Origin of the sequence: Nocardiopsis sp. Huas11 (assembly GCF_003634495.1) — a bacterium.
Lineage (GTDB): Bacteria > Actinomycetota > Actinomycetes > Streptosporangiales > Streptosporangiaceae > Nocardiopsis.
In genome coordinates this window covers 4,867,057-4,884,629 of the sequence record NZ_RBKY01000001.1, presented here as the reverse complement: position 1 = coordinate 4,884,629, position 17,573 = coordinate 4,867,057, and the positions used below count along the sequence as shown (strand labels likewise).

15 protein-coding genes and 1 pseudogene are annotated in these 17,573 nt (G+C 71.6%); 8 read left to right on the top strand and 8 right to left on the bottom strand.

Annotated elements, in window-relative coordinates:
* Window positions 1–8: 8 nt before the first annotated feature.
* A pseudogene (locus DFP74_RS34965) lies at window positions 9–230 on the bottom strand (trypsin-like serine protease); the annotation flags it as partial.
* A 423-nt stretch (window positions 231–653) separates the two neighbouring features.
* On the opposite strand from DFP74_RS34965, the gene DFP74_RS22025 reads away from it, so the two are divergent.
* Window positions 654–2,063: a transposase gene (locus DFP74_RS22025; protein WP_233571103.1), complete on the top strand. Its 1,410-nt coding sequence runs from the start codon at window positions 654–656 to the stop codon at window positions 2,061–2,063.
* A 457-nt stretch (window positions 2,064–2,520) separates the two neighbouring features.
* On the opposite strand, the gene gdhA is transcribed toward DFP74_RS22025, so the two are convergent.
* Together gdhA and DFP74_RS22015 are read right to left on the bottom strand one after the other, a co-directional pair.
* Window positions 2,521–3,891, bottom strand: coding sequence for an NADP-specific glutamate dehydrogenase (gene gdhA, locus DFP74_RS22020; protein ID WP_121184306.1), 1,371 nt, complete (start codon window positions 3,889–3,891; stop codon window positions 2,521–2,523).
* Window positions 3,892–4,057: 166 nt separating this feature from the next.
* Window positions 4,058–5,107, bottom strand: coding sequence for a saccharopine dehydrogenase NADP-binding domain-containing protein (locus DFP74_RS22015; protein WP_121184304.1), 1,050 nt, complete (start codon window positions 5,105–5,107; stop codon window positions 4,058–4,060).
* Between the two features lie 71 nt (window positions 5,108–5,178).
* Between DFP74_RS22015 and DFP74_RS22010 the strand changes: the two genes are divergently transcribed.
* The gene (locus DFP74_RS22010; RefSeq protein ID WP_121184302.1) at window positions 5,179–6,126 is read left to right on the top strand and encodes a GlxA family transcriptional regulator; all 948 of its coding nucleotides are present in this window, start codon (window positions 5,179–5,181) and stop codon (window positions 6,124–6,126) included.
* Between the two features lie 19 nt (window positions 6,127–6,145).
* Here DFP74_RS22010 and DFP74_RS22005 read toward each other — a convergent pair whose 3' ends face one another.
* Together DFP74_RS22005 and DFP74_RS22000 are read right to left on the bottom strand one after the other, a co-directional pair.
* On the bottom strand, window positions 6,146–7,129 hold the full coding sequence (locus DFP74_RS22005; RefSeq protein ID WP_121184300.1) for an EamA family transporter: 984 nt from the start codon (window positions 7,127–7,129) through the stop codon (window positions 6,146–6,148).
* 147 nt (window positions 7,130–7,276) lie between these two features.
* Window positions 7,277–7,840, bottom strand: coding sequence for an XRE family transcriptional regulator (locus tag DFP74_RS22000; RefSeq protein ID WP_121184298.1), 564 nt, complete (start codon window positions 7,838–7,840; stop codon window positions 7,277–7,279).
* A gap of 42 nt (window positions 7,841–7,882) precedes the next feature.
* Here DFP74_RS22000 and DFP74_RS21995 point away from each other — a divergent pair, with 42 nt between their 5' ends.
* On the top strand, window positions 7,883–8,422 hold the full coding sequence (locus tag DFP74_RS21995) for a GNAT family N-acetyltransferase (RefSeq protein WP_121184296.1): 540 nt from the start codon (window positions 7,883–7,885) through the stop codon (window positions 8,420–8,422).
* Window positions 8,423–8,500: 78 nt separating this feature from the next.
* On the opposite strand, the gene DFP74_RS21990 is transcribed toward DFP74_RS21995, so the two are convergent.
* Genes DFP74_RS21990 through DFP74_RS21980 form a run of 3 tightly spaced genes read right to left on the bottom strand, consistent with a single transcriptional unit; the run spans window position 8,501 to window position 11,700 of the window.
* The gene (locus tag DFP74_RS21990) at window positions 8,501–9,850 is read right to left on the bottom strand and encodes an ABC transporter substrate-binding protein (protein WP_121184294.1); all 1,350 of its coding nucleotides are present in this window, start codon (window positions 9,848–9,850) and stop codon (window positions 8,501–8,503) included.
* A 19-nt stretch (window positions 9,851–9,869) separates the two neighbouring features.
* Window positions 9,870–10,745: a carbohydrate ABC transporter permease gene (locus tag DFP74_RS21985; protein WP_121184291.1), complete on the bottom strand. Its 876-nt coding sequence runs from the start codon at window positions 10,743–10,745 to the stop codon at window positions 9,870–9,872.
* Window positions 10,735–11,700, bottom strand: a complete 966-nt coding sequence (locus DFP74_RS21980) for a carbohydrate ABC transporter permease (RefSeq protein WP_121184289.1) — start codon at window positions 11,698–11,700, stop codon at window positions 10,735–10,737. Before DFP74_RS21980 ends, DFP74_RS21985 begins: the two co-directional genes overlap by 11 nt.
* Before the next feature lie 446 nt (window positions 11,701–12,146).
* On the opposite strand from DFP74_RS21980, the gene DFP74_RS21975 reads away from it, so the two are divergent.
* From DFP74_RS21975 to DFP74_RS21955, 5 genes are all read left to right on the top strand, one after another.
* Entirely contained in the window at window positions 12,147–13,457 is a 1,311-nt protein-coding gene (locus DFP74_RS21975) for a Gfo/Idh/MocA family protein (protein WP_121184287.1), read from the top strand.
* Between the two features lie 2 nt (window positions 13,458–13,459).
* Complete coding sequence (locus tag DFP74_RS21970) at window positions 13,460–14,623, top strand: Gfo/Idh/MocA family protein (RefSeq protein WP_121188431.1); 1,164 nt, start codon at window positions 13,460–13,462, stop codon at window positions 14,621–14,623.
* 31 nt (window positions 14,624–14,654) lie between these two features.
* Complete coding sequence (locus DFP74_RS21965; RefSeq protein ID WP_121184285.1) at window positions 14,655–15,500, top strand: PmoA family protein; 846 nt, start codon at window positions 14,655–14,657, stop codon at window positions 15,498–15,500.
* Window positions 15,501–15,550: 50 nt separating this feature from the next.
* Window positions 15,551–16,453, top strand: a complete 903-nt coding sequence (locus tag DFP74_RS21960; protein ID WP_121184283.1) for an NAD(P)-dependent oxidoreductase — start codon at window positions 15,551–15,553, stop codon at window positions 16,451–16,453.
* 70 nt (window positions 16,454–16,523) lie between these two features.
* Window positions 16,524–17,558 (top strand): LacI family DNA-binding transcriptional regulator, encoded by a 1,035-nt coding sequence (locus DFP74_RS21955; RefSeq protein WP_121184281.1) that lies wholly within the window; start codon window positions 16,524–16,526, stop codon window positions 17,556–17,558.
* The last annotated feature ends 15 nt before the right edge of the window (window positions 17,559–17,573 follow it).

Sequence of the window (17,573 nt, the reverse complement as noted above, 5' to 3'; positions counted from 1 at the left end):
TTCTTGCCGGCGCAGTGGCTGGCGGTCAGCACCCACTGGGGGGCCAGGAGTAGGACGCCGCAGCCGTGGCCGTCCTCCCGCGGGGGCGCGGGGTAGGAGGGCTGGAACGAACCCATGAAGGAGTAGGTACTGGTGGACTCGGTGCCGCCCACGACCGCCTGCGCCGGGACCGCGGAGAACAGGGGTTGGGGACTGTTGTCGGTTGAGTGTGCATGAGTGTCCTTGCCCATGCATGAGTGGTCATGGACGCGCCTCGGTTGCGAACTCGCGGTCGTGCTCGTGCGTGTGCCCGGAGCACCGAGCCTGGACGGGGACGCCGTCCTCGATATTCCGTGTTCGCCGGACACGACCCCGCCCGCGCTGCTACCTTCTGTGATCGAACACACGTACCAGGACACGTTCGTGAGGTGGGGCTCGTGGTGCAGCGCGACACGACTCGGTTGCGGTCCATTGGCGCCCCCTCTGTGGTCCCGGGCCCGTCCGGGGTGGCGGTGCGTGACCGGCTCACACACCTCACCCCGGCCGATGAGCAGGTCCTGCGTGTGGCGGGTGCCCATCTGGGGTCGCTGGCTTCTGGTGACCTGGCGACCCGGTGCCGTCAGGGCCGCGACCACGATGCCGATACCTGGGCGGCGCGTAAACGGGATGTGACCGTGCAGTCGTCGTCGCGGTGGGCGGGGTCGATCACCAAGGCCACCCACGACCAGTGGGCACTGGCCCGCCGCAGCCAGGCCGCTCACCTGCACAAGCTCGAAGCGGGTATCCGGATGCTGGAGCACCGGCTCTCCCTCCCCTTGGGGGAGAAGGGCACCAAACGCGCCCCGGGCGGGTACCGGTCGCGGCGCGAATGGCACGCCAAGTCCCGCCGCCTGGCCTGCCTCAAAGACCGTCTGGAACGGGCACGCGCGGACATCGAGGCCGGGCGGGTGCACGTGGTGCGGGGCGGCAAACGCCTGCTGAAGGCCCGCCACCACCTGGACCAGGCACAGCTCACCGAAGCCGACTGGCGCAACCGGTGGGAGGCCGGGCGGTTCTTCCTCCAGGCCGATGGGGAGTCCGGTAAGCGGTACGGCAACGAGACCATCCGCCTCACCCCGGACGGGCGGGTGTCGATCCGGCTCCCGGCTCCGCTGGAGTATCTGGCGAACGCCCCGCACGGCCGGTACGTGCTCTCCTGCCGGGTGGCGTTCGCGCATCGCGGTGCCGAGTGGGCCGACCGTGTCGAAGCGAATCGGGCGGTGGCCTACCGGATCCACCTCGATGTGGAGCGGGGCCGGTGGTACATCACTGCTTCCTGGACCCGGCCCAAGGCGCGGGCCCTGCCGTTGGCGGCGGCCCGTGCGAAGGGGGTGGTGGGTGTGGATATGAACGCCGACCATCTGGCCGCCTACCGGCTCGACCCGCACGGCAACCCGGTCGGGGACCCTGAGCGGTTCTCCTTCGACTTGACCGGTCGTGCTGCGCACCGTGACGCCCAGGTCCGACACGCTTTGACCGGGCTGCTGCACTGGACCCAGCGCACCGGCGTACAGGCGATCGCGATCGAGGACCTGGACTTCGCCACCGGCAAGACCCGGGAGAAGCACGGCCGCAGGAAGCGCTTCCGGCAGTTGATCTCCGCCATGCCCATCGCCAGGCTCCGCGCCCGGATCGTGTCGATGGCCGCCGAACGCGCAATCGCGGTCGTGGCCGTCGATCCGGCCTACACCTCGAAGTGGGGCGCCCAGCACTGGGCCGAGCCCCTGAACAGCAACAACCGAAACATGACTCGCCATGACGCCGCCGCGGTGGCCATTGGCAGGCGCGCTCTGGGGCACCCGGTCCGGCGTCGGACGGCACCGCCCCGCCACCACCGGAGTGATGGTGGCGGGCCTCGGACCGTCCAGACCGAACCGGGGTCCTTGGGGTGTGAGGGACCCCGCCGCCCTGCCACGGAACGCGCACACGATGCGCGTCACCGGGCAGGGGAGGAGAGAACGCGGGGAACCAGCGCGTCCACCACCGTTCGGGACACGCGCAGGGACAGCAGATGGGCCCAACACCCACTCCTGCACACTGAATAGGAACGGTACGGCGAACGCGCACGCGGCACCGAGCAGGAGGAGTTGTCTACGCATGTGCCGGGACCTACTCGGGCCCGTGTTGCGTAATGGTGCCGCGCCGCGGCGGAGGCGACCGCCGGAGCGCCCTCCGGCACCGCAGTAGCTCAGCTACCCGATGAGCAGGCCATTGACTCTTTCGGGCTAACTTGGTTCGCCCCCGACCCCAGGCCGCGCAGCTACTCAGCGGTTACTTTGCCTCTGACCGTAGCTTCGGGAGAACCACACCCCTTAGCGCCGAATCCTGTTCCAATGTTCCTCGACCCCGGAACTCCTGTGGGCCTCCGCCGACGACCTCGATCCCCAGGGCCTGCACCCGGCCGACGTCCGCGCACCCCTGGCCCGGCTGCTGGAGCCGTGACCACGGGCCGACCCGGCGCGGGGCGGGGCGGGTGCGCCCGCGGGCGCACCCGGACACCGCTCAGATCAGGCCCTGGGCGAGCATGGCGCCCGCCACCCGCTCGAAGCCGGCCACGTTCGCGCCCAGCACGTAGTCGCCGGGCGACCCGTAGCGCTCGGCCGCCTCCTCACAGCGGTCGTGGATGTCCGACATCACCTCGGCCAGCTCCTGCTCGGTGTGCTCGAAGGACCACGAGGTGCGCCGCGCGTTCTGCTGCATCTCCAGGACGCTGGTGGCCACACCGCCGGCGTTGGCCGCCTTGCCCGGCCCGAACAGGACCTTGGCGTCCCGCAGCACCTGTACGGCCTCGGGCGTGGTGGGCATGTTCGCCCCCTCGGAGACCACCTTGACGCCGCCCCGGACCAGGGTGCGCGCCGCGTCGGCGTCCAGCTCGTTCTGGGTGGCCGAGGGCAGCGCGACCGTGCAGGGCACGTCCCACACGCTGCCGCCCTCCACGTAGCGCGCACCCGTGCGGCGATCGGCGTAGACGCTGATCCGCTCGCGCTCCACCTCCTTGACCTGCCGGAGCAGGTCGACGTCGATCCCGCGCTCGTCCACGACGTAGCCGCCGGAGTCGGAGCAGGCCACCACGGTCGCGCCGAGCTGGCGGGCCTTGGCCACCGAGTAGATCGCCACGTTGCCCGACCCCGAGACCACCACGCGCTGGCCGTCCAGGCTCTGGCCCACACGCTCCAGCATCCGCTGGGTGAACAGCACGTTCCCGTACCCGGTGGCCTCGGTGCGCACGCGGGAGCCGCCCCAGTCCAGGCCCTTGCCGGTGATGACCCCGGCCTCCCACCGGTTCGCCAGGCGCCGGTACTGGCCGAACAGGTAGCCGATCTCCCGGGCCCCCACGCCGATGTCGCCGGCCGGGACGTCGGTGTGCTCGCCCAGGTGGCGGTGGAGCTCGGTCATGAAGGACTGGCAGAACCGCTCCACCTCGGTGTCGGAGCGCCCCTTGGGGTCGAAGTCGCTGCCGCCCTTGCCGCCCCCGATGTTCATGCCGGTGAGCGCGTTCTTGAAGATCTGCTCGAAGCCCAGGAACTTGACGACGCCGAGGTTGACGCTGGGGTGGAAGCGCAGGCCGCCCTTGAAGGGCCCCAGGGCGCTGTTGAACTCCACCCGGAAGCCCCGGTTGACGTGCACCCGGCCACCGTCGTCACGCCACGGCACGCGGAAGACGATCTGGCGCTCAGGCTCGCACAGGCGCTCCAGGATCCGCTCCTGGGCGTACTCGGGGTGCCGGGACAGGGCCGGAGAGAGGCTGTCCAGGACCTCCAGCACCGCCTGCTGGAACTCGGGCTCGTCCGGGTTGCGGCGCGCCACGTGCTCGAAGGCCGAGCGCACGCCCGGATGGTGGTTCGCCAGCGCGGACTCGTTGGCAGCGGTCATACGTGAAGGGTCCTTTCGGAGCCGTCGTCCCGCCCGGGCGGGACGGGACGACGGCGTGCGATGGGCATGCGTTCGTGTCCCCGATGAGGACGAAGTATGTTTCGTCGACGTTACACGCCCACACGACTCCGGCCTCGGCCGGATGCCCCGCACACCACCGGCCGGTTCATCCCTCGGACAGCTCCACGTCCAACGGCCAGGGGGACAGCGCCGCCAGGAAGTCCGCGGCGTCGAACACCTGCCCCGGAGCCACGGCGCCCTCCGCGCGCACCCGGCCGTCCAGCACCCGTGTGACCGCCTCGGCCACCAGCGGCGCGGTCACCGCGTAGATGTCCCGGCCCGTGGCCACGGCCCGGTGCTCGACCCCCTCGGCACGCACCCGCACGTCGACCGCGAACCGCTGGGCCGACCGGCCGCTCTCGTCGCTCGCCTCGGGGCCGCCGGTGGCCGGGTCGCGCAACTCGGACAGGGGCGCCTCGCTCAGGTAGGAGTCGATCCGCCCGGCGTCCAGGTGCCGGTGCATCGCGATGACCTCGGTGAAGGGAAGGGCCACCACCGCGTGCCGCCCGAGCGGGGCCGGAAAGTCCCAGGTGCGGCTCGGCGCGGCCTCCGGCGCCGGAACCAGTCGTCCGTCGGCGACGACCAGGCGGCGGGCGGTGTTGCGCCGCCCGGTGGCCCTCGTGCCCTCGGTGGGCCACCACCGGTCCAGACCCACCGCGGTCGTGACCGACTCCACCGCGCCCCCGGACCGGTCGGCCAGCGCGGAGGCCAGCAGGTCCGCGAGCCCGCCGTAGAACGCCATCGCCGGCAGGACCACCACGCCCTCCGGGACCGAGCCCTCGCCGTGGGCACGGTAGGTGGCCTGGACGGAGGGCTGCTCGGCGGTCACGTCCAGGTAGTGGGCGCCGGCGCCCACCGCGGCCGCGGCCACGGGTCCCGCCGTGTCCAGGAAGGGCCCGGCACAGTTCACCACCGCCGCCACGTCCACGACGGCCTTCGCCAGCGCCTCCGCTTCCGCCACCTCGGCCGGACGCACCTCCAGGCCCGGGTGCCGGCGGCCCAGCTCGGCGAGCCTGTCCGAGTCCCGTCCGGACAGCACGGGCTCCAGGCCGCGCCGCACCAGCTCCTGGACCACGAACCGCCCGGTGTGCCCCGTGGCGCCGTAGACCAGTACACGTCGGCCCGCACGCGGGCCCCTGCTCGAAATCGCGTCCATGGAGCCATCCTCCGGCCTGGGGACGGCACCCCACCAGTGTCCGATCCGCCGCCTTGCGTACACTTTGCGCCATGCACTCCGTCGGAATCGCCGTCCACGAGCACACGATGCCCTACGAGGTGGCGATCGCCGCGGAGGTCTTCGGCGTCGACCGCTCCGACCTCTCCTGTGACGGCGACTGGTACCGCCTGAGCACCCACACCGCTGAGGGCGGCCCCTCACCGTTCCTGCCAGGGGTCCCCGCGTACGGGTTCGGGCAGGTGCCCGGCCTCGACACCGTGGTCGTGCCCGCCACCCACGACATCGAGACGCCCCCGTCCCCGGAGTACCTGGCCGCCCTGCGCGCCGCCCACCAAGCCGGTCGCCGGATCGTGTCCCTGTGCACCGGCGCCTTCGTGCTCGCCGCCGCCGGGCTGCTCGACGGCCGCAGCGCGACCACGCACTGGATGCACGCCGACGCGCTCGCCGGACGCCACCCCCTCGTGAACATGCGAGCCGACGTCCTCTACACCGACGACGGGCAGGTCCTGACCTCGGCCGGCAAGACCGCGGCCCTGGACCTGTGCCTGCACCTGGTCCGCACCGACCACGGCGCCGCGGCGGCCGGCGGTCTCGCACGCCGGCTCGTCGCACCGGTCCACCGCCCGGGCGGGCAGGCGCAGTACATCCCGCCGCCCACCGTGCCCTGCGCCCCCGACAGCCTGGGCGCGGCACTGGAGTGGGCCCGGGCCCGCCTGGACCGGCCGCTGGCCGTCGCGGACCTGGCCCGCAGGGCCGGCTTGAGCACCCGCCAGCTCGTCCGGCGCATGCGCGTCGAGACCGGGACGACTCCGCTGGTGTGGCTGCACGGCCAACGCGTGCGCCTGTCCCAGGAACTCCTGGAGAGCACCGACGCCACCGTCGAGCAGATCGCCGCGCGCTGCGGGATGGGCACCGCGACCACCCTGCGGCGCCACTTCCACCGGGTCGTCGGCGTCAGCCCGCTGGCCTACCGCGCCACCTTCCGCGCCTCCCGGTAGCCGTTCCTTCGCCCGGTCCTCAGCCCGCGCGCGGATCCGGAGCGTCCGCCGCCGGCACGAGCCCGGGCTCCTCTCCTGCGGCGGCGTCCGGCGCGGGCCGCGACGGCACCGCGGTCTGGGTGATGAAGGCGCCCGCCACGATGACGACCGCTCCCACGACCTGCACGGTGCTGAGCGCCTCGCCCAGCAGCACCCACGCCAGGACGATCGCGGTCACCACCTCCAGGTAGGCCACGCCCCCGGCGACCTGCGGCGAGAGCCGGCGCACCGCGCTCACCCCGGCGAAGTAGGCCATCGCCGTGCACACCAGCGCCAACCACAGCGCGATCGCCCACCCGGGCACGTGTGCCCCGCCGAGCGGGAGCGGCTCGGCCAGCGTCCCCCACGGGATCGACCACGGCCGAGCGAGGACCGCGAGCAGCGCGGTCGCCACGAGCGATCCGATGGCGATCACGGCCAGCGGATCCGCGTCCGCGCCCGTGGCGTCCGACAGCAGGAAGAACCCCACCTGCGCCGCGGCCGCGCCCAGGGCCAGCCCCACGCCGACGGGGTCCAGACTCATCCCCGACCACACCTCCAGCAGCAGCCCGAGCCCGGCCACCGCCAGGACCACGCCCACCACCGCCGCCGGGGCCACCCGGGTGCGGCGTACGAGGCGGAACCACACGAGCAGGAGGACGGGGCCGAGGAACTCGATCAGCAGGGCGATGCCCACCGGGATCCGGTCCACGGCCGCGAAGTACAGGGCCTGGACCCCGGCCATCGGGAACACCCCGTAGGCCAGGACCAGCAGCGGCCGGCGCAGCATCACCCGCCAGTGCAGGAGCGCCACCGGGGACAGCAGCAGCGCCGCTCCGGCCAGGCGCAGCCAGGTGACCTGGAGCGGGTCCATCCCGGACTCCAGCAGAGGGCGGGCCGCCACACCCGCCCCGCCGAAGAACAGGGCCGCGGCCAGCGCGAACGCCAGTCCTGAGGCGCGGTGACGCACGGGTTCCACGGACACGCCGACCTCCTGGGGCCGAGGGGTGATGATCGGACCAGAGCATACGGCCGGACGCTTCCCCTCGCGCCCGGGCCGCTGTGCGAGGGGCGGGGCCCCTACACCCGCCCGAGAGCCTCCGGCTCCTTCGGCGGGGCGGGCGAGCGGGGGTCAGGCCTCCCGGCGGGCGAGCGCCACCAGGTAGCGGCACGCGCGCTCGCCGGTGTTGCGGTACACGCACGGGACGGGCGCGCCGATCTGCAGGCAGTCCCCCGCGCCGAGCTCGTGCAGGAGGTCCCCCTCCTGGAAGGCCAGCTCGCCCTCGAGCACCCAGATCTGGTGGTGCAGGTGGCGGTAGGAGTCGGCCGGGTAGGAGACCTCCGCTCCCGCCGGGAGTTCGACCTCCACCAGCTCCAGCGCACCGCCCGCGGTGGGGGTGACCGCGCGGCGCCGGTAGCCGGTCACCGGGTCGGTCCACACGGGCTGCTCCGAGCGGCGCGCCAGGCGCCGCTCCCCCTGCTCGGCTCGGGCCACCAGCTCCGACAGGGTCATGCCCAGGGCCGCGGAGAGCCGGCCCAGCAGCTGCGCGGTCGGCTGTGTCTCGCCGCGCTCGACCTTGCTGATCATCGCCCGCGAGACCCCCGAGCGCTCGGCGAGGGCGGCGCCGGACAGGCCGCGCGATCTGCGAAGATCGCGCAGGGTGGTGGCCAGGGCTGAACCCAGTGCGTCGCTCATATGGCGACTATAGTGCACAAATTAATCCACTATGGTGGACTCATGGACACCACAGTCACCACGGCACACGTCCGGGACGCCACCGCGGCCGACGCGCAGGCCTGTGCGGCGATCTACGCCCCCTATGTCACCGACACCTCGATCACCTTCGAGTACGAGCCGCCCACCGCCGCGGAGATGGCCCGGCGCATCGCCGACGCCCAGCGCGACCACGCCTGGCTCGTCCTGGAGGAGCAGGGGCGGGTGGTGGGCTACGCCTACGGAGCGCCCTTCCGCGCCCGCGCCGCCTACCGGTGGTCCTGCGAGGTCAGCGTCTACCTCGAACGCGGCAGACGTCGCACGGGCGCGGGCCGCACCCTCTACGGCGCCCTGCTCCCCCGGCTGGCCGAACGCGGTATGCACACCGCCCTGGCCGGCATGACGCTGCCCAACGACGCCAGCCAGGGACTGCACCGCGCCCTGGGCTTCGAGCCCGTCGGCGTCCTGCGCGAGATCGGCCACAAGCACGGCTCCTGGCGCGACGTGGCCTGGGCCCAGCTGTCCCTGGCCGCCGTGTCCGACACCGCGCGGCCGAACGGATGAGCCCCGGCCGCCACGCACACGACGGGCCCGGCCGGAGCTAGAGCGCTCCCACTGGCCGGGCCCGTCACGCTGGAAGGGTCAGGACGCCTCGGTGGCGGCCTCGACCTCCTCGGTGAACTGCTGTGCGGCCTCCTCGGGCGTCAGCTCGCCGAAGCCCATGTCGTCGGAGATCCGCTTGATGATGTCCACGACCTCGCCGGCGCCGATCGGCGGCGGCGGGTTGCCGTCCTCGATCGTGCCCTCGATATCGGACAGGAACACCGCGCTGCGGGCGTCGGCCTCGGGCAGCTGGCTGACGATGTGCCCGCGCACGTCGATGTTGGCGGGCAGACCGCGGTCGGCCAGGATCAGCTCGGCCGCCTCGTTGCTGTTGACGAGGAAGTCCACGAACCGGCCCGCCTCCTCCGGGTGCTCGGACTCGGCCGAGACGGAGTAGAACATGGCCGGCTTGAAGAACATGCCGGCCCGGTCCTCGGTGGACTCACCCGGGTAGCGCAGGAGCTCGATCTCGTGCCCGGAGGTCTCGGTCTGCTGACCGAGCTGGTTGGTCCAGAAGTGCGCCATGGCACCGGTGTTGGTGGCCAGCACCGAACCGTCGGGGCCGAGCGCCTCGATCTCCACGCTCTCGGACGCCGTGGGCTGGCCCTCGGCCTCCAGCAGGCGGTCGGTGATCGAGAACCACTCGGTCAGCGTCTCCTCGGAGTAGCCGAGGGTGCCGTCCTCGTTGTAGAGGTTCTCGCCCTTCTGACGGGCGAAGATCTGGAAGCCGGCCTCGTTGTAGGCCATGCTCTGGGCGCCCAGGATGTCGCCGCCGGTGGTCTCGGAGATCTCGATCGCCAGGTCGACGTAGTCGTCCCAGCTCCAGGTCTCGTCGTCGGGCAGTTCGACGCCGGCCTCTTCGAAGGCGTCCAGGTCGGCCATGATGGTGTAGGCGTTCACACCGGTGGCCACACCGTAGGTCTGGCCGTTCATGTCGCCGCTCTCGGCGACCAGCGGGTCGATGTTCGACAGGTCCAGCGACTCGAGCTCGCTCAGGTCGGCCAGGGCGCCGCGGTCGCCGTACTCACGCAGGTAGCGCTCCTCCTGGGTGATGATGTCGGGCGCGTCACCGGCCGCGGTGCTCGTGGCCAGACGGTCCCAGTAGGAGGCCCAGTCGGTGTAGTCCCCGACGATCCGGATGTCGGGGTTGGCCGCCTCGAACTCCTCGATGACCTGCTGGGTGACCGCGTGGCGGTCGTCGGCGCCCCACCAGGAGAAGCGCAGTTCGACGACGCCGTCGTCGGAGCCCGAGCCGCCGCCGCACGCGGTGGCGGCCAGGACCACGGCGCTGACGCCGGCCGCGATCTTGAGCAGGGGGCGGCGCCGTAGGCGCCCGTCGGAGCTGAGGCTACGGGCCCGGGGGCGCCCGTTGCCAGGGTGTGCACGCATAGTCGTATGTCCCTTCGACTTACTTGATACCGGTGGTGGCGATGCCCTTGACCAGGTACTTCTGTCCGGCGAGGAAGAAGCCGAACACAGGGCCGAGGGCGATCACCGACATGGCGAACAGCGGACCCCAGGACGTCTGGGAGCTGGAGTCCACGAAGGTGCGCAGCGCGACGGGCACGGTGTACATGTCCGGGCTGGTGAGGAAGATCAGCTGGCTGAAGAAGTCGTTCCAGGTCCAGATGAAGGTGAAGATCGCGGTGGTGGCCAGCGCCGGCAGCGACAGCGGCATGATGATCTGGAAGAAGATCCGCACGTGTCCGCAGCCGTCGATGCGGGCGGCCTCGTCCAGGTCCTTGGGCAGGCCGCGGATGAACTGGACCATCAGGAAGATGAAGAACCCGTCGGTGGCCAGCAGCTTGGGCACGATGAGCGGCAGGAACGTGTTGATCCAGCCGATCTCCGCGAACAGGATGTACTGCGGCACGATCACGACGTGGATCGGGAGCATGATGGTGGCCAGCATGATGGCGAAGAAGAGCCGCTTGCCCCGGAACTCCAGGCGGGCGAAGGCGTAGGCCGCCATCGAGCACCCGATGAGGTTGCCGATGATCGCGCCGACCACCACGATCGCCGAGTTCAGCAGGTAGTGGTGGAACGGGAACTGCAGTGCCGTCCAGCCTTCGGTGTAGTTGCCCGGGGTGAAGGTCTCGGGGATCAGGCCGGGGGCGCGGAAGATCTCCGCGGTCGGCTTGAAGGAGCTGGCGAGCATCCACAGCAGCGGGTACAGCATGATGAGCCCGAAGCCGATGAGCCCGATGTGGATGAGCAACCGTCGTATGCGTGCGGCCCGGGAGCGCTCTTGCGTGGTCGCGGGGGCCGTCGTCTTAATCGCCATAGAAGACCCAGTACTTGGACGCGAGGAAGTTCACCGCGGTGAAGCCTCCGATGATCATGAGCAGCAGCCAGGCCATCGCCGAGGCGTAACCCATCTCGAAGGAACCGAAGCCGCGTTGGTAGAGGTAGAGCGTGTAGAACATCGTGGAGTCGGAGGGACCGCCGGTACCGCCGCTGACGATGAACGCCTGGGTGAAGGTCTGGAACGCGTTGATGATCTGCAGGACCAGGTTGAAGAAGATGATCGGCGTGAGCAGCGGCACCGTGATGTGCCGGAACTTGTACAACGGGCCGGCGCCGTCGACCGAGGCGGCCTCGTAGTACATGCGCGGGATCTGGCGCAGGCCGGCCAGGAAGATGACCATGGGCGCGCCGAAGGTCCACACGTTGAGCACGATCAGTGTGCCCAGGGCGTAGTCGGGGTGGGAGACCCAGCCCTCGCCCTGGATGCCGAAGAAGGCCAGCACCTGGTTGATCAGACCGTTGGCGCCGAAGACCTGGCGCCACAGGATGGCGATCGCGACGCTGCCGCCCAGGAGGGAGGGCAGGTAGTAGACCGACCTGTACAGCGGCAGTCCGCGTACGCCCCGGTCCAGGACCATCGCCAGGGCCAGCGCGAGCGCCAGCTGGAGCGGCACCGACACGAACACGTAGACGAACGTGACCCGGAGGGAGTTGTGCAGCCGCTCGTCCTCGAGCATGCGTGCGTAGTTCTCCAGGCCGACCCACGAGTGGTCGCCGATGAGGTTGTAGTCGGTGAAGGAGAAGTACAGGGAGGCCAGCAGCGGGCCCGCGGTGATGAAGAACAGTCCGATGAACCACGGGGCGAGGAAGCCGTAGGCCGCGAGGTTCTCGCGTTGCCTGGCACCCTGCTTCCCGGCGCGGGTCTTGGTCCTGGCGGCGGGCGCGGCCGCGACGGGGTCCGCCTTGGGCCTGCGCTGGAGCAGCGCGCTCACGGCGTTCCACCACCCCGGAGGGCGGCCGCCGCGGTGGCGGCGAGCACGTTCGGGCCTGGTTTCATGACTGGAGACCGCCAATCTCGCTGGAGGGACACGGTGAGTGCGTGGAACGTGTCCGAGAACACGGGCCGGATCAGCGACGACCGACTTGGTAAGCGCTATCCACGTACTAGGATGTTCAGTTTCTAGCACCGGGTTTCATGGGTGTCAACGACTCGTTTCCCCCTGAACGCCATCTATGCCCCGGATCGTTACAGGGGCGACGCCGTTCTCCCGACGGAAAATGCGATGAAGACGAGCACCAGGCATCGTTTCTTCACATGAGCGTCACGAAAAGTGCTGTTATGAACACTCGCTGGCATCGAATGGCGAGGCCATGACCTGCTCCATCTCGGCAGGGGTGCTCTTGTCCTGATGGTCGGAAAGCGTTTACCATGTCGTGTGTGAACGACACCACTCTACGCAGGTACGCCATCGTCGGAACCGGGTCGCGAGCCCGGATGTACACCCGGGCCCTGGTCGACACCCATCGTGACCAGGGAAGTCTCGTCGCGCTGTGCGATACCAACAGCACCCGGATGGCGGTGCACAACCGCATCGTCACCGACGCCGGACTCGACGCGGTGCCCACCTACGCCGCCGAGGACTTCTCCCGCATGCTGCGTGAGGAGCGCGTCGACGAGGTCATCGTGTGCACCGTCGACCGCACGCACGCCGACTACGTCGTGGCCGCACTGGACGCCGGCGTCGACGCGATCACCGAGAAGCCCATGACCGCGGACCTGGACGGCCTGCGCCGCATCAACGAAGCCCAGGCCCGCACCGGCCGCCGCGTCACGGTGGGCTTCAACTACCGCTACAACCCCGTCCACCGCCAGGTCCGCGACCTGCTGGCCTCGGGAGCCATCGGCGAGATCGGCTCGGTTCACTTCGAGTGGCTGCTGGACCTGCGCCACGGCGCCGACTACTTCCGCCGCTGGCACCGCGACAAGTCCCAGTCCGGCGGGCTGCTCGTGCACAAGGCCAGCCACCACTTCGACCTCGTCAACTGGTGGATCGGCGCCCGCCCCACGAACGTCTACGCCCAGGGCGGACTGTTCTTCTACGGCCCCGAGAACGCCCGCCGCCACGGCCTGGGCGCGCAGTACGAGCGCGGCCACGAGGCCGCCGCCGCGGAGAGCGACCCCTTCGCCCTGCACATGAGCGACAGCCCCGACCTGACGGCGCTCTACCTGGAGGCCGAGCACGAGGACGGCTACCGCCGCGACCTCAACGTGTTCGGGCCGGGCATCACCATCGAGGACGACATGTCGGTGCTGGTCGGCTACGACACCGGCGCCCGGCTGAGCTACCACCTGGTGGCCTACGCGCCCTGGGAGGGCTACCGCATCTCCTTCACCGGCAGCCGGGGCCGCCTGGAGCTGGACATGACCGAGTTCGAGTACACCTCGCCCGACCAGGACGAGAACACCCCGGTGCGCGGGATGCCCGCCCCCAAGGACCACTCCGAGGCCCGCCTGTGGCTGCGCCGCCACTGGCAGCGGCCCGAGGAGATCCCCGTGGCCGTCGGCGACGGCCCCCACGGCGGCGGCGACCAGGTCATGCTCGACGCCCTGTTCTCCGGCGCCGACGACGGCGTGCGCCCCGACCACGCCGACGGCGGCAACGCCCTGCTCACCGGACTGGCGGCCAACGCCTCCATCGCCTCGGGGACCCCCGTCTCCGTCGCCGACCTGCTCAAGGAAGAGGCATGAGCGTGCAGCCCCCCGTCCCCGTCCTCCTGGTCGGGCTGCACGGCCACGGCCGCCACCACCTGCGCGCCCTGCGCGCGCCGGTGGCGGCCGGGCTGGTCCGACTGGTCGGCGTGTGCGACCAGCGCCCGCCCGAGCCCGATGACGACCTCGAGGGGCACGGCCCCCTCCCCTTCCACACCGACCTGGGCGAGGCCATCGAGGCCACCGGCGCCCAGATCACCCTCGTGGTCACCCCGATCCACACCCACCTGCCCCTGGCGCGCGTGGCCCTGGAGCACGGCTCCCACGTGCTCCTGGAGAAGCCCACCACGGCGACCCTGGCCGAGTTCGAGGAACTCACCGAGATCGCCGAGCGCTCGGGGCTCGCCTGCCAGATCGGCTTCCAGAGCCTGGGCTCGCAGGCGGTGACCGAGGTGCGGCGGATGATCGCCGACGGCACCATCGGCCGACTGCGCGGGATCGGCGGGCAGGGCACGTGGGTGCGCACCTCGACCTACTACGAACGCGCCCCTTGGGCCGGCCGCCGCCGCCTCGACGGGCGCGACGTGGTCGACGGCGCCCTGACCAACCCCTTCGCGCACGCGGTCGCCACCGCGCTGGCCGTGGCGGACGCGGGCGAGCAGGCGCCGCAGAGCGTGGAGCTGGACCTGTTCCACGCCCACCCCATCGAGAGCGACGACACCTCCTGCCTGCGCCTGCGCACCGCGCAGGGCACCACCATCACGGTGGCCGTCACCCTGTGCGCCGCGCACAGCGAACCGCCGCGCCTGATCGTGCACGGCGAGCTCGGCCGGATCGACCTGGACTACACCCTGGACCGGATCACCGTGCACCGCCCGGGCCGGGCGCCGGCCACGACCACCCATCCGCGCACCCCGCTGCTGGAGAACCTGGTCGACCACCTGCGCGACGGCACGCCGCTGATCGTGCCGCCCGCGGCCACCCGCGCGTTCATGCACGTCCTGGAGGCGGTCCGCACGGCCCCCGACCCCGCTCCCCTGCCCGGTGACCACCAGGAGGTCACCAGCACCCCCGAGGGCACCCGCCGGATCATCGACGGCATCGACGCCCTCATCCACCGCAGCTCCCAGACCCTGTCCCTGTTCAGCGAACTCGAACCCGCCCGCTACCCCGCCGCACGGTCGGAGTCGGCCACCGGTTCCTGAACCCATGGCCACCCGGAGGAACCCCAGCCACATGAGCACCGTCGATCTCGTACTCGGCAGCACCGTCCTGGCCAGCCGCCAGGACGGCACCGACATCGAACCCGTCCTGTCCCCCCGCCCCTACCTGCACCCGGTCCGCACCAAGTCGGGCACCGTGGTCACCGAGGAGCGCCCCGCCGACCACCTGCACCACTTCGGTGTGAGCGTGGCCGTGCCCGACGTGTCCGGCACCAGCTTCTGGGGCGGGCGCACCTTCACCCCCGACCGCGGGTCGGTCCTGCTCGACAACCACGGCCGCCAGGAACACGTGTCGTGGCTGGCCCGCGAGCAGGACCGGCAGGTCGAGGTCCTGTCGTGGACCGGCACCGACGGCGCGGAGCTGCTGCGCGAGGAGCGCACCACCCGGATCCACGACCTGGACGAGCACACCTGGGTCCTGGACCTGTCGGTGCGGCTGCACAACACCTGCGGCCGCGACCTGAGCGTGGGCAGCCCCGCCACCAACGGCCGGCCCGGCGCCGGATACGGCGGCCTCTTCTGGCGGGCGCCCCACGCGCCCACACCGCCCACGTGCACCGGCCCCGACGGGCTGGAGGGCGAGCAGGCCCTGCACGGGTCCCGCGCCGAGTGGCTCGCCCTGGCCGGGACCGCGGGCGGAGCGCCCTGGACCCTGGTCTTCCTCCAGACGGGCCCCGTCACCGACCCCTGGTTCCTGCGCGTGCAGGAGTACCCCGGTGTCGGCCCCGCCCTGGCCTGGGACGCCCGCCTGCCCCTGCCGGCGGACTCCGTGCTGAGCCGGGGCCTGCGGACCGTGGTCCACGACGGGCACGCCGCCGACCCGGCCGCCCTGGCCAAGGCCGCCCGGTCACTGGACTGACGGCCCCCGGCCGGCCCACCCACCCATCCACCAGAAGGAAGACGACTCCCATGCGCGTTCTCGTCACCGGCGGCTCGGGAAGGCTCGGCCGCAGTGTCGTGGCCACCCTCACCGAGCGCGGCCACACCGTCACCTCCGTGGACACCGCCCCGACGCCGCCCGGCACCGACGGGATGACCGCCGACCTGCTCGTCGCGGCCGAACGGGAGGACGTCTTCACCCGGGCCCGGCCCGAGGCCGTCGTCCACCTGGCGGGGATCGCCGTCCCCTTCGCCAGCCCCGACCTGGACACCATCAGCGTCAACGCACGCCTGGCCTGGGCGGTGCTGTCCTCGGCGGAGGCCCACGGCGCCCGTTCGGCGGTGGCGGCCTCCAGCCCCACGGTCTACGGGTACAACACCCCCTCCTGGCAGCCCTCCTACCTGCCCCTGGACGAGGAGCACCCGGTCCGGCCCTGGCACGCCTACGGGCTGAGCAAGGCCTTCATCGAGCAGACCGTGGCTGCCCTGGCGCGCACCGCCCGCACCTGCACGATGACGTGCGTGCGCCCGGGTTACGTCGTGGCGCCTGAGGAGTGGGAGGGCGCGGTCACCCAGCAGGGCCACACCATCGCCGAAAGGCTGGCCGACCCCGAGCTGGCGGCGACCTCCCTGTTCAACTACGTCGACGCCCGCGACGCCGGCGAGTTGTTCGCGCTGGTGATCGAGAACCCCGACCGCGTCACCGGCGGCCAGGTCTTCAACGCCATGGCGGCCGATCCCCTGGCCCTGGGCCCGGTGGACGCCCTGCTGCCGAAGTACCACCCGACCACGGCCGAGCACGCCGCCGCGCTGGCCGACGGCTCGGCCGTCTTCAGCTCGCGCGCGGCCCGCGAGGCGCTGGGCTGGAACCCCACCCGCACGTGGCGCGAGCAGGTGCCCGCCGACGTCCGGGACGAACTCGAACGCCGCTGACCGCACGCATGCTCCGCTACGCTAGAGAGGAAAGAGTTTTCCAGTGGCGCGCAGCAGGAGAGGAAGCGGCGTGAACTCCGGTTACGTGACGTTGGAGCAGGTCGCCGAACACGCCGGGGTGTCCCTGGCCACGGCGTCGAGGGTCATCAACGGCAGTACCCGGCAGGTGAGCCAGAAGCTCCGGGACAAGGTGACGGCCAGCGCCCAGGAACTGGGCTACCTGGCCAACGCCTCCGCCCAGACACTGGCCCGCAACAGCAGTTCCCTGGTGGGCCTGATCGTCCACGACATCGCCGACCCCTACTTCTCCTCGATCGCCGCCGGGGTCACCCGGCAGACCGAGGCGCAGGGGCTGGTCCTGGTCCTGGGCACCACCAGCCACGCCCCGCAGAACGAGGGCCGCATTCTGGCGACCCTGCGCGCCCACCGGGCGCGCGCGGTCGTGCTCGTGGGTTCGCGCTCAACCGACGAGGAGAGCAACCGGCGCCTGGCCGAGGAGATCACCATGTTCCGCCGCCAGGGCGGCCGGGTGGCGTGCGTGTCCCAGGAGGGGCTGCCCGCCGACACCGTCACCCCCGACAACCACACCGGTTCGGCGGACCTGGCACGTCACCTCATCGCCCAGGGGCACCGGGAGTTCGCGATCCTGGCCGGTCCCACCGACCTGCAGACCGCCCGCGAGCGGCTGGACGGGTTCCATTCCGCGCTCTCGGGCGCCGGGCTGGAGCTGGCCCACCACAACGTGGTGCACGGGGCCTTCACCCGCGACGGCGGATACGAGTCCACGCGGCGCCTGATGGCGGTCGGCACCGACGCCACGTGCCTGTTCGCGGTCAACGACGTCATGGCCACCGGCGCGATGGCGGCCCTGCGCGACCTGGGGATGCGGGTTCCGCAGGACCTGTCCGTGGCCGGCTTCGACGACATTCCCACCCTGCGCGACCTGACCCCGGCCCTGACCACGGTCCGCCTGCCGCTGGAGGAGATGGGTGAGATGGCCGCCCAGCTGGCGCTGGACGGCGAGCCCGCCGAACAGCCGCGCGTGGTGACGGTCAAGGGCGAGGTCGTCGAGCGCGAGAGCACGGGGCCGGCCAAGACCGCCTGACCCCTGACCGGCTCA